Source organism: Shewanella sp. 4_MG-2023, assembly GCF_030548015.1.
Lineage (GTDB): Bacteria > Pseudomonadota > Gammaproteobacteria > Enterobacterales > Shewanellaceae > Shewanella.
The window spans coordinates 56,582-69,135 of the sequence record NZ_JAUORL010000020.1; the positions used below are offsets into that span (position 1 = coordinate 56,582).

Genomic DNA, 12,554 nt, shown 5'->3' on the forward strand with positions numbered 1-12,554 from the left:
GCTGGCTTTTTTTGTCTTAAAAAAACAGATACTACACAATCATACCGATTTTCTCGTAGACCTTTTTGATCGTCTCTTCTGCACGAGCTTGTGCCTTTTCAGCACCGGCTTTAAATACTGCATTAAGATAATCTTCATCGGCTCTAATCTCACGGTAGCGCTCTTGCAGCGGCTCAAGCATAGCGACAACTGCTTCACCGGTAGCGACTTTTAAGTGACCGTACATTTTGCCTTCAAAGTCTTTTTCAATTGACTCGATTGACTGACCATTACAACCTGACATCAGGCTTAATAAGTTTGAAACGCCTGGTTTTTCTTCAACGTCAAAACGCACCACTGGTGGCTCTTGGCTATCGGTCATGGCTTTTTTCACTTTCTTCATAATCGCTTTAGGATCATCAAGTAAACCAATAACGTTGTTACGGTTTTCATCCGACTTAGACATTTTCTTAGTCGGCTCTTGCAGTGACATGACTTTTGCGCCCGTTGGCGGAATAAACGGCTCTGGCACGACAAACGTATCACCATAGGCATTATTAAAGCGCGTCGCGATATCACGGGTTAGCTCTAAGTGCTGCTTTTGATCTTGACCAACAGGTACTTCGTTAGCTTGATATAGCAAGATATCTGCAGCCATTAATACAGGGTAATCAAACAAGCCAACATTGATGTTGTTTGCATGCTTTTGCGACTTATCTTTAAACTGGGTCATACGGCTTAGCTCACCCATTTGGGTATAACAGTTTAACGCCCAGCTCAGCTGTGTATGCTGCGGAACTTGAGATTGTAAAAATACCGTGCTTTTTTCAGGGTCGATACCGCATGCAAGGTAAATAGCTAAGGTATCTAAACAGGCTTCACGTAGTTTCGCAGGGTCTTGTCTTACAGTAATTGCATGTAAATCAACTACGCAATAAATACAGTCGTGGCTATCTTGCATGTTAACCCATTGACGAAGTGCGCCCATGTAGTTACCAATACTCAGCTCACCTGATGGTTGAGCACCACTAAACACGATAGGTTTTGCAGTCATTCGTTTATTGCTCCATTGATGTTGCATTCATTTCAGCGGATAAATTCAGTAGCGCTAAAATTTCATTAAATTGTTCACATACTGCCGTTGGGCTGCTCAGGGCGATATCTTCACCGTAGTTGTAGCCATAGGTCAAGCCAATTGAGCTTAGACCGGCAGATTTCGCAGCGAGTATGTCATTCTTTGAGTCACCTACCATAAGCAGTTGTGCTGGCTCAAGTTGCCATTGCTGCAAAATATGCGTTAATGGCAATGGGTCGGGTTTCATTTTTTCTAACGAGTCGCCACCAAGTACAAGATCAAAAAACGCACTTATGCCAAAAGACTCAAGTAACGGTGTGGTAAATTTGTACGGTTTGTTAGTCACAATTGCCATGTTATAGCCAGCAGCTTTTATCTGCTTCAAGGTGCTTAACACGTTAGGGTACAAGCTACTGTGTTTTTCTAAATGAAGCCCATAGTGGTGCATAAACCTTGGCATAACTTGCTCTAATTGAGCGTCAATAGCCTGCGTATCAGTCACTTGTGGTTGAGCAAACATTAAAGCGCGGCGCATTAACATATTGGCACCATTGCCAACCCAGCTTCTAACTTGCGCTTCTTGTGCGTTAGGTAATGATAACTCTGTTAGTGTTGCATTAGTTGCCGCAGCTAAATCAGGAACACTATCAATAAGTGTTCCATCTAAATCAAAAGCGATGGCTTTAATATTAGAAAATACTGTCATAATTAGCCTTCAACTTTTGCTAGTTCATCACGCATTTGATCAACAACTACTTTGTAATCAGGTTGATTGAAAATAGCAGAGCCTGCGACAAACATATCGGCGCCTGCAGCGGCGATTTCAGCAATATTATCTACTTTTACCCCACCGTCGACTTCTAAACGGATGTCATAACCGCTGGCATCAATAATGTCACGCACTTGCTTAAGCTTAGCCAGTGTCGATGGGATAAATGACTGGCCACCAAAACCTGGGTTTACTGACATTAATAAAATCACATCCAATTTGTCCATCACATGGTCAAGGTAATGTAATGGTGTACCAGGATTAAACACTAAGCCTGCCTTACAGCCTGATTCTTTAATCAGCTGTAGGCTGCGATCAAGATGTTCTGTGGCTTCTGGGTGGAAAGTTATAATTGATGCGCCTGCTTTAGCAAAATCAGGAATTAGACTATCAACTGGCTTAACCATTAAATGTACATCAATATCAGCAGTAATGCCGTAGTCCCGCAACGCTTTGCATACCATAGGGCCAATGGTTAAATTAGGCACATAATGATTATCCATAACATCGAAATGAACAACGTCAGCACCGGCATCTAAAACGGCTTTAACATCATCACCTAAACGGGCGAAATCGGCAGATAAAATAGATGGGGCAATCAAAAATGGACGCATAGTCTTCTCGAGGCGGTTATAAGTGACAGTATTTTACCCTTTGCAGAGAAATCGCTCTAGTCTCAATCGCTAATAAAACTTTTTCAACAGCAAGAAATGTAAATTTTAGTGCTATGTCGATATTAAGTTGATCTAGATCACACATGATGACTGTTCAATATCTAAACAAACTTGCTATAATGCGACACATGTCACTGTGTATTGTGAACAATCTTCTGCTAGGCAGCGTATGTGCCAATGTAGATAGATGATTAATCCCTTTTGAATAATTTCTGAAAGTATAAGACAAGGATAGCCCTTATGATGTGCCGTCAGCTAAAAATGAGTACTACGCAAACAGGTAAAGTAACATTAAAACCTGCTGTTAGCTTATTTTCGACTAGCGCATTAATGCTTGTTGCCTACTTTTTCATGTCAGAAAGCGAGCCCGCCTTGCAAGCTCAGCAATGTGATTGCTCTGACAATGTTGCCTATAACGCGAGTTTACCCAGTAGCCATCCGACTAACCGCTGTGCAGTTGATTCAGATAATGTCAGTTGGGGAAGTTGGGTAACAGGCAATAGCCGCTCAAGTCAGTTTCACTTTTTAGATTTATTGGAGTTACTGCATAGTAATGACCACAATAGACCAATAAGTGATATGCCAACGAATAACCCTAACGCACTTTAATGTCTATTTGGCAGGTATTTACCAGTACTATCGCCGCATTTTTTGGGGTGCAAACGGAAGATAATCGCCAACGTGATTTTAAGCAAAGTCGATCACCCTTACCCTTCATCTTTATGGGCATTGCACTGGCAGTGCTGATGGTTTTATCGCTAATATTGATTGTTAAGCAGGTACTGAGCTAAGCCACTATTTATCAGCTAAGCCTTTGCTTAACTCAAGATTTAATCAATAACTTCTTGATAATGATGATCATATAACGCCATCACTTCAGCTACTTTCTTACGTGAATTACCCTTTTGACTAATATTGCGCTGTACGTCTATCGAGGCCATTTTTGCGCCGCGATATAGCTCTCGAGTCAGTGGAATATCATGATTACTGATCAGTACCGGGATATCACGCTCAAGTGCAGTGTGGCGAGACTTTCTCGCTAATAGCGCTTGGTCGTCAAGACTAAAACCTGGGCCGGCATAGGTCGTAAAACTTGCTGTAGTTGATAGCGGAGCATAAGGAGGATCACAATAAATGACATCACCTGCTTTTGACATATCAAATGCTTGCTCGTAACCCACACACTCAAAAATCGCTTTTTGAGCTTTTTCAGAAAAATAACGCAGTTCTTTTTCAGGAAAATAAGGTTTTTTGTAAGAACCAAACGGGACATTAAAGCCGCCTTTACGGTTATAACGGCATAAACCATTAAAACCATGACGATTCATATATAAGAAATAAACGGAGCGTAAAAACGGATCTTGAGTTTGGTTAAACTCTTCACGTACTCGGTAATACTGCTCTTTCACGTTCATCTCTGGAACAAACATGGCCTTTGCTGCTGCAATGTATTTCTCAGGCTGACTTTTAACAATATTATAGAGGTTAATTAGATCATGATTAATATCGCATAGCAGATATGAGTCGTAGTCAGTATTGAGAAACACTGATCCTGCACCGACAAAAGGCTCAACTAGCCTTTCACCTTGAGGTAAATGTTTTGCTAGCTCATCAACGAGTTTAAATTTTCCACCCGCCCATTTAAGAAAGGCTCTATGCTTTTTAGTCATGAATACCATTTACTAGCAAAATTAAAGCAGATGATTGTACTCTTTTTATTGAGAATAATCATTGCTGATTTAAGGGCTTTAACTAATTAATTTGAACTAAGTTGATAACCTTGAAGATCGCTGAATTTTCGAACCCAAGGGGCACTTAAACCGAGTTCGGTTTGTAATTTAAGCGCTTTATCTTGTGCTTGGCTGGCGTTATTAAACTGCCCAAATAAGACAACATGACGTTTATTATAATTAGCACGAATTACAGCGGTTTCATTATCTAATTTTAACAAGATACTGTTAAGTGATTTGGGTTCGATAACGCTCGCCAGTTGTAATGTGTAACCCGCTCGATATTGCAGCTCGGCTAACGCTTCATTGGCTGTGGCAATATCGTCAGTATTGCTCAGCGCTGCACTGTTGTCAGTAAGCTGTAGCTTATCGGTTTCAATAATGACCAATGTCTCATCAACTTCAGCGGTATCAATATCTTCATTTACCACTAACTCAGCTGCTATTAATTCACCAGCCACTAATTCAACAGCCACTAATTCAACAGCCACAGTATGAACGCTCTGGTAATCCTGTTGAGTGTTTGCTGCTTCGATTTCAACTGCGCCACTTTTTGTAGTGCTGGTTAATATTTGCTGCTCAGTAAACAGCTGTAAAACAAGATCGCTTGGCTCATTAGCCGCTATTAAAGATTGCTGAGATGGCAAATGTAATTGAAGCCAAGGCAATAATAAGCTTTGGCCATAATGATGGTTTGCCCATTGCGCTGGAGATTCTGGCGCTTGGTAAGCCCTAAAGTTAACTTGGTTTGCTTCAATAGATTCTGCTGCGGGTTCATTATAAAAAAAACCGACAATCGCTAAGGTTAAGCACAGCAGCAAGCTGATCACCCCTAAGGGAAAATATTTTGGCCAGCGTTTTGGCTCTTCAACCTTATCCTCAAGCGCAAGCTTAAGTAACTCAATCACTTCGGTAGGAGTACCCATTTGTTTTTCAATTTGTGATTGAATGATTTCGCGAGGTATAAATGGCGTTTTATTGCTTCTAACTAATAAAGTGCGATATAGGCCTTCACGTTCAGCTAAGGATAATGGCTCTACCTCGACATGAAGCAATAAATCCTTCATGGTTTTAGTTAATTCATTAAACTCTGCAAATGATTCAGTGGTGACCGTAAAAGTCAGTGATACCGGTTTATCCGCACAACGGATTTGAGTCAGCACTATACATTCTGCCCATAATTCTTTAGGCAGCAAATGTGCATCATCAATAATGATATGCAGCGGTTTTGTTAAGCTAGATTGGATGCGAATTAAGGTATCTGATAGCGGTAAGGTATCATCAAAAATTGGTGATGAAATCAGTTGGATCAGTATTTTACGCCGAATTTCAGCGCTATCAGCGTGCATTGGGCAGATAACCAACGCAGAGTTATAGTTATCAAGCTCGCTCGCCAATGCTGTAACTAAGGTGGTTTTACCTGAACCTTTAGCGCCGCAGACTAATACTAGCTGCTCACTATAGCTGGCAATATGTTGTAGCCGCTGAACTAAAGCTTCTTGGGAAGGTAATAAAAGCGTTTGTTGAATGTCCACAGCTCCACCATTAGACAAAAAAGCTTAAACTTGGCTAATGACGTCAGCTAATAAAGACTCTTCAACATCAGAGAATACATCAGCAGAGCCTATTGAGGTGGGTAAAACCAATCGAATTTGACCCGCGAGAACTTTTTTATCTCGCTGCATATGCTTAATAAAGTCAGCAAAGTTCATTGAATCAGGAGAGCTTACCGGTAAATCAAACGCCAACATCAAACGAATAATTCTATCGACATCTTTTTGCTCGATTAGACCTAACTTTTGCGATGTTACCGCCGCCATAATGGTTCCGGTAGCAACAGCTTCACCATGTAACCATACACCGTAGCCCATTTCAGCTTCGATAGCATGACCAAATGTATGGCCTAAATTTAGCAGTGCCCGTACACCACGCTCTGTTTCATCTTGGGTAACGACATCAGCTTTTATCTGGCAGCATTTAGCAATCGCGTAGCTTAATGCTTCGGTATTTAATGCTTTTAATGGAGCAACATTTTGCTCTAACCAGCTAAAAAAATCGCTATCCCAGATAACGCCATATTTAATGACTTCTGCCATTCCTGCAGCAAACTCTTTTGCAGGTAATGTCGATAAACAATCGGTGTCAATTAATACCAGTTGTGGCTGATAAAAAGCCCCAATCATATTTTTACCAAGCGGATGATTTACTGCGGTTTTACCACCAACAGAAGAGTCCACTTGAGATAATAAGGTGGTTGGAATTTGAATAAACTCAACTCCCCGCTGATAGCAAGATGCAGCAAAGCCGGCCATGTCACCAACGACACCGCCACCTAGTGCTACGATTACACAATCACGGGCATAATTATTTTCTAACAGTGCAGAAAAAATTAAATTTAAGTGAGTTAAATCTTTATATTGTTCACCATCCGGCAATACAACCACACCTATATCACTACAAGATGCCATAGCTTGCTGCGCTTGTTTCAAGTACAGCGGAGCAATGGTGTCGTTAGTGACAATAAGTGCTTTTTTACCGGAAAGGTAATCGGTGAGATAAGCGTTTTGTTGCAATAAATTCTGGCCAATATAAATGGGATAACTTCTTACACCTAATTCAACCTGAACTTGTTGCATAAACCTACCTAAAAACCGAGTTGCTCAATAATTTGATTTGCGACAATCTTCGCGCTTTGTTCATCAGTCTTAACTATTACGTCTGCAATCTCTTCATACAAAGGATTACGAACGTCAGCAAGATCTTCAAGCACTTCACGTGGATCATCTACCTGAAGTAAAGGTCGACGTTTATCACGTTGAGTACGAGCCACTTGCTTATCAATTGTTGTCTCAAGGTATACAACGATACCGCGAGCCGACAGATGATTACGAATGTCTTTGCTTTGTACAGATCCGCCGCCAGTAGCTAGGACAATGCCCTGCTTTTCCGAAAGGTCGGCGATGACTTGAGCTTCACGTCGACGAAAACCTTCTTCGCCTTCAACGTCAAACACCCATGCAATATCTGCACCTGTGCGTTGCTCAATCTCGTGATCTGAGTCGTGGAAATCTAAATGCAGCAGTTGGGCTAAGTGACGACCAATTGTGCTTTTACCTGCGCCCATAGGGCCTACCAGAAAAATATTGCGTTTTTCAGCCATTGTATATACGTCTGAATCTTATATGAAAAGTATGCCTTATCGACTTAAACTCAAGCCGACCTATTATTTAACCTTGCTCTAATGAGACTTGACGGAGGATTATCTCAGTTATGCACCAGTTGTTGCAAGTGATGTGAGCGATTTATAGTGAGTTTATTAAAAATAAATAATTTAACCCTAGATTCAGCGAGTTTAAAAAATGATGGTATGTTTAATGACCTTAATATAATCAAGCAATTAATTATTTTAAGGCAAAAAAATGCCAGCAATTAAGCTGGCATGATTATTTTTCGCTGTTACAGCTTTTCAGTCACGATTTTCGGTGTCACGAATATCAATAACTCTTGACGTTCATTTGTATCTGATGTGTTTCTGAATAAGAAACCAACCAGAGGAATGTCACCTAATACTGGCACCTTACTAACTCGACTGATTAAGTTCTGCTGGTAAATACCGCCTAATACAATGGTTTCACCATTATCAACAAGCACCTGAGTACCAATTCGCTGAGTATCAATAGAAACCGCTTCACCCGTACCAGTTGAAACAACTTCACCACGGGTATCTTGAGTAATTTCTAAATCAAGAATGACACGGTCATCTGGGGTAATTTGCGGGGTTACTCGTAATGACAACACTGCTTTTTTAAATGACACAGTTGTGGCACCACTTGAGGCAGACTCCACATAAGGGATCTCTACACCTTGTTCGATATAGGCCGCTTTTTGGTTTGAAGTGGTAATACGTGGACTCGCAATAATTTCGCCTTTATTTTCTTGCTCTAACGCGCTTAGCTCTAAATCAAGTACGGTTCCATCAGCCATTTTCGCCACACTAAATGCAATACTGGCAGCATTAGAGGCCGAAGAGGGCAAGTTCACATTTAAGCGGTCACTTAGTGCAGGAATAACCCCAGCAACAATATCATTAGCGCCTTCTAGTGACCCAGAGGTACCTCTTTCACCTTGTTGATCAGTAATTCCCCAACGAATGCCTAAATCTTCAGAGACGTTATCCTTAACCGTCACCATTCTGGCTTCAATTAATACCTGCTTAATCGGGATATCCAGTACTTCAACTAAACGATGAATAGTTTCTAAAGTATCTGCGGTATCTTTGACTAATAAAGTATTGGTACGTTCATCAACCGCAACGCTACCGCGATTTGACAATAAGCTTGAATCAGCACTTTTCATCAACTCGGCAATATCGACCGCTTTTGCATAGTTTACCTGAATATATTCAGAATAAAGCGGCGCTAACTCTTTGACTTCTTGCTTGTTAGCCAAATCTTGCCTTTCTCGAATAGCCAGCTCTTCACTTGGGGCAACCATTAAGATATTGCCTTCAATACGCTTATCCAACCCTTTGGTTTGGAGAATTAAATCTAGCGCTTGATCCCAAGGCACATCATCTAAACGTAGAGTGATATTGCCTTCTACGGTATCACTGGTGACCAAATTGAAATCATTATAATCAGCAATAATTTGCAGTACTGTTCTTACAGAAATATTCTGGAAGTTAAGCGACAAAGAACGGCCATTATATTTTTTGTCATCCTTAGCAACGATGGCACGTTCTACTTTATTAATACTCACTTTGAACACATTACCGTCTTGCTTGTATGTGTAATCATAGTTGCCATCAACATCGACCATCAAACGGGCAGTTAAGTCTTCTTTAAAGGTCTCAAAGCTCGTGACTGGTGTATTAAAGTCTTGTACATCCATCACATATAAAAGCTCGCTTTTAATATCTGTGTTATACAATTTCACTTCTAATTTAGAGCCAACCTGAGCTACGTTGGCAGCAACAGAGCGATTATCTAAATGAATTAATAAATCGCCACCACCATTTTTATTGCGGCGAAAATCAATAGTATCAATGCCATTTACAAATGGGTTATCAGCGCTATCAGGCCCAGATACAGTATCGTTAACCGTTAAACGGTAAGTATTACCTACCACTTTGCCTTGATAAGGTTTTACCTCAGCTAAATCTACAACGATGTTCAGTGCGCCATTTTGTTGAGAGGTTTTTAAACTCTCAACCCCAACTCTATCGATAGTAATATCGTCTTTATCGAGGCTTGAAATACTATCGTCAAAACTTAATAGAATTTGAGCAGGTGACGCCTTCAAATCAACTTCAGGCTGAACAATGTCAGATTCGAACACCAATTCTAATTCTAATTGGTGATCAACAATAGAATGATACTTTACATCCACTAATTTATTCGCAGCTAACGCGCTTGGTAATGCACCAAGCAACAACACAGCACCGAGTACGGTTCTGAACAGTGATATTTTTGTGGTCGATTTTTGCATCGAGGCAGAAGATTTCATTATTCCCTCATCCTTCGCATTATTTGCCAGAAAGTTCTAAGTTGCTTGCTCTTTCAGCCCAGCAACCTGAACCATCAGGAATTAATTCTATAATTTCAATGTATTGCGGTGTGACTTCAGCTATTTTGCCATGGTAAAGTCCAAGATACTCACCGACACCTAAGCGATAAACATTGGTATCTGATGATTCAACTAAGGCCCAAACTGTGCCATCTTCACTTAACGTACCGCGCATTTTTAAATTATCTATAGCATACGTTTCTAAGCGCCCTTTACGACGTTTCAAATCTGGCTGTAAACAATCTCTACTTGTGTCAATCACTTCCTCTGTGAGCTCTCGAGAAGGTGGAACAAAAGGACTTCGCATAAGCTCTGCTTGATAGGCAAAATGCTCAAACTTAGGTGTTTCTTTTAACGGAGGAATGCGAGCAACATGCTGGGATTTAGTCGTTGTTACAAACAACTCCAAATCACTTCTGTCACCAATACAACCTGTTAGCAATAGCATGATGAGTAATAAGGGTAAGAGTTTCATTATTTCTTCCCCTTCTTATTCGCAGGTACTTTCGCACCTTCTTTAAATCGATAGGTTTTAGCTAAAATATCCATCGATAGACTACCTGAATCATCACGCTTAATGACAAAGTCATGCAAGCTGACAATCCGCGGCAATTTTGCGACACCGCTTACCATGCTGCCTAATTTATGATAATCACCTACAACTGACATTTTTATCGGGAATTCTAAGTAGAAATCACGCTCAATTTCAGTATCCCAATCTAAGCTATTAATTCGCAGTCCAGCATCTGTTGCTACGAATGTGGTGTCATCCAGTAAACCTGGCATTTCATTTTCAGATGGTAACATTTTTAAAAGTTCTGCAAACTGAGCTTCCATTACCACAAGTTGCTCACGATACAGTTTTAAGTTTGCCGCCAAACGATATTTAGTTTGAAAGTCTTCTTTTAGGGTTATTTCTTTTCTTTCTTCAGCATTAAGGACATCTATCGCATCGGAAATAAATAAATAATAACTGGCGCCAAGTACACAGATAGATAAAAAAGCAGCAAATACAATTTTAACTAATGCAGGCCAAGCGCCAATATTTTCAAAATCAATATCATTAAACTGCTCTAAGTCAAGATTCATTGCTGACCTCCTTGGCTTGAGCCAGTACTGATTTGGTCATCAAAAATAGTCACTCTTAATCTAAACTTTTGCAATTGTCGTAAGTTTTCATTATGACTAACAATTGACTGCATGCTTGGATCATTGAGGTATTGAGATGTTTTAACTTTTCTCATCATATTCGCGACGTTATTATTAGATTCACTGCGACCTTCAATCCACAACAAGCTACCTTTCTTTTCAATACTGGAAAGATAAATTCCTGGCGGCACAATTCTAACTAGTTCATCTAATACATGTGTTGGCAAATTACGAGATTGCTGCAGGTCTAGAATAATTTTAGTGCGACGTTCAATATCATCTTTACGCGCTTTAATTTTTCTAATTTCGGCAATTTGCGAGTCTAATAATGATATTTCAGACTGTAAGTATGAATTTCTAGCACGTTGATCGTCGATAACGACTTCAATAAAACTCAATGCCAGAAATACAATTAAACAGGTCATTAAAAACACTAACGCTAATATGCCAATAAAGTCTCGTTTGTGTTTTTCTCTGGCCTCTTCACGCCAAGGTAGTAAGTTTATGTTCGCCATTGAGCGTAACTCCTAAGCGCTAAACCACATGCAACCATATATTTACTGATACTAGGTTCTATTTGGTTTTTAATATCATCATCAGCATGTAAACAACCTTGAAAAGGGTTAGCAACAATTGAATGCACCCCTAAGTCATTAGCCAATAACGTTGTCATACCTTCAAGTTTTGCAGTGCCACCACTTAAGACAATATAGTCAACTTTATCTTTGCCGTTGGCAGTGCAGTAAATTTGTAAGGTACGTTTTATTTGTTGTAATAATTGGGTTTGAAATGGAGATAACACCTCAAACATATAATTGCGTGGTAAATCACCTGTGACTTTAGCATTTTCAGCTTCATCGTAAGACATACCGTAAAACGATAGAATTGATTGGGTAAATAACTCACCGCCAAATGCTTGCTCACGAATAAATGTCGTTTCGCCATTTTCTACAACCGCAAATGTCGTCATATTGGCGCCAACATCCACTAGCACAACGGATTTTTCATTGGCCCCTTCAGGAAGTTGAGCCAGAATAAGTTCTGCTGAACGCCCTAAAGCATAAGCTTCAACGTCAACCACTTTGGTATCAAGCTCAATTGCATCAAGTGAATCCATTCTTGAATCAATGTTGTCAGTACGGCAAGCACTTAATAACACATCTACCTTTGTTGGGTCGGTAGTGTTGGGATTAAGAGTTTCAAAGTCGATACTCACTTCATCAAGTGAATAAGGGATAAGATTATCTGCTTCAATTTCAATTTGCGCTTCCATTTCTTCTTCATTTAATGAAGCGTCCATGTAAATCACTTTTGTCATCACAGCAGAACCAGAAACAGACACTGCGGCAGATTTAATACCTTTCGGTAGTCCACGCTTTATGTGCCTTAATGATTCAATAACAGCTTCAGAATCACGAATTTCATGATCAACTACAGCTCCTTTTCGTAAAGGAGCTGATATATAATTTTGAATTTTATATCCATCAGCAGTCTTACCCAGCAATATGGCCTTTATTTCATGGGATCCAATATCGATCCCCACCATTTGCGGAGCTTGACGCTTCCAAAATTTAGAAAGCATATTCCATCATCGCATTTATTATTTTATATTT

General features: G+C 40.1%; 14 protein-coding genes. 2 read left to right on the forward strand and 12 right to left on the reverse strand.

Going from position 1 to position 12,554, the window contains the following annotated elements; genetic code table 11:
* Positions 1–31 precede the first annotated feature (31 nt).
* From trpS to rpe, 3 genes are read right to left on the reverse strand one after another with little or no spacing between them, the layout of a single operon-like run.
* Entirely contained in the window at positions 32–1,033 is a 1,002-nt protein-coding gene (gene trpS / locus Q4546_RS12355; protein WP_102440333.1) for a tryptophan--tRNA ligase, read from the reverse strand.
* A gap of 4 nt (positions 1,034–1,037) precedes the next feature.
* The gene (locus Q4546_RS12360; protein ID WP_102440334.1) at positions 1,038–1,760 is read right to left on the reverse strand and encodes a phosphoglycolate phosphatase; all 723 of its coding nucleotides are present in this window, start codon (positions 1,758–1,760) and stop codon (positions 1,038–1,040) included.
* 2 nt (positions 1,761–1,762) lie between these two features.
* Complete coding sequence (rpe, locus tag Q4546_RS12365) at positions 1,763–2,437, reverse strand: ribulose-phosphate 3-epimerase (protein ID WP_102440335.1); 675 nt, start codon at positions 2,435–2,437, stop codon at positions 1,763–1,765.
* A 300-nt stretch (positions 2,438–2,737) separates the two neighbouring features.
* On the opposite strand from rpe, the gene Q4546_RS12370 reads away from it, so the two are divergent.
* Positions 2,738–3,106: a hypothetical protein gene (locus tag Q4546_RS12370; protein ID WP_102519742.1), complete on the forward strand. Its 369-nt coding sequence runs from the start codon at positions 2,738–2,740 to the stop codon at positions 3,104–3,106.
* A complete protein-coding gene (locus Q4546_RS12375; protein WP_076541979.1) occupies positions 3,106–3,288 on the forward strand; it encodes a DUF2970 domain-containing protein in 183 nt (60 codons plus the stop codon). Before Q4546_RS12370 ends, Q4546_RS12375 begins: the two co-directional genes overlap by 1 nt.
* 39 nt (positions 3,289–3,327) lie before the next feature.
* On the opposite strand, the gene Q4546_RS12380 is transcribed toward Q4546_RS12375, so the two are convergent.
* The 9 genes from Q4546_RS12380 to Q4546_RS12420 all read right to left on the reverse strand — a co-directional run bounded on the left by Q4546_RS12380 (position 3,328) and on the right by Q4546_RS12420 (position 12,523).
* Positions 3,328–4,167 carry a Dam family site-specific DNA-(adenine-N6)-methyltransferase gene (locus Q4546_RS12380; protein WP_102475816.1) on the reverse strand — a complete coding sequence of 280 codons (840 nt, stop codon included), beginning with the start codon at positions 4,165–4,167 and terminating at the stop codon, positions 3,328–3,330.
* Between the two features lie 86 nt (positions 4,168–4,253).
* Entirely contained in the window at positions 4,254–5,762 is a 1,509-nt protein-coding gene (locus Q4546_RS12385; RefSeq protein WP_303446357.1) for an ATP-binding protein, read from the reverse strand.
* A 24-nt stretch (positions 5,763–5,786) separates the two neighbouring features.
* Complete coding sequence (gene aroB / locus Q4546_RS12390; RefSeq protein WP_303446358.1) at positions 5,787–6,863, reverse strand: 3-dehydroquinate synthase; 1,077 nt, start codon at positions 6,861–6,863, stop codon at positions 5,787–5,789.
* Positions 6,864–6,871: 8 nt separating this feature from the next.
* A complete protein-coding gene (aroK, locus tag Q4546_RS12395; RefSeq protein ID WP_076541984.1) occupies positions 6,872–7,387 on the reverse strand; it encodes a shikimate kinase AroK in 516 nt (171 codons plus the stop codon).
* A 296-nt stretch (positions 7,388–7,683) separates the two neighbouring features.
* The gene (locus Q4546_RS12400) at positions 7,684–9,732 is read right to left on the reverse strand and encodes a type IV pilus secretin PilQ (protein ID WP_102440339.1); all 2,049 of its coding nucleotides are present in this window, start codon (positions 9,730–9,732) and stop codon (positions 7,684–7,686) included.
* Positions 9,733–9,751: 19 nt separating this feature from the next.
* Positions 9,752–10,267 carry a pilus assembly protein PilP gene (locus tag Q4546_RS12405; protein WP_102440340.1) on the reverse strand — a complete coding sequence of 172 codons (516 nt, stop codon included), beginning with the start codon at positions 10,265–10,267 and terminating at the stop codon, positions 9,752–9,754.
* Positions 10,267–10,881, reverse strand: coding sequence for a type 4a pilus biogenesis protein PilO (locus tag Q4546_RS12410; RefSeq protein ID WP_076541990.1), 615 nt, complete (start codon positions 10,879–10,881; stop codon positions 10,267–10,269). Before Q4546_RS12410 ends, Q4546_RS12405 begins: the two co-directional genes overlap by 1 nt.
* A complete protein-coding gene (locus tag Q4546_RS12415) occupies positions 10,878–11,456 on the reverse strand; it encodes a PilN domain-containing protein (RefSeq protein ID WP_102440341.1) in 579 nt (192 codons plus the stop codon). The genes Q4546_RS12410 and Q4546_RS12415 overlap by 4 nt, the downstream gene beginning before the upstream one ends.
* Entirely contained in the window at positions 11,444–12,523 is a 1,080-nt protein-coding gene (locus tag Q4546_RS12420; protein WP_102440342.1) for a pilus assembly protein PilM, read from the reverse strand. The genes Q4546_RS12415 and Q4546_RS12420 overlap by 13 nt, the downstream gene beginning before the upstream one ends.
* Between the last annotated feature and the right edge of the window lie 31 nt (positions 12,524–12,554).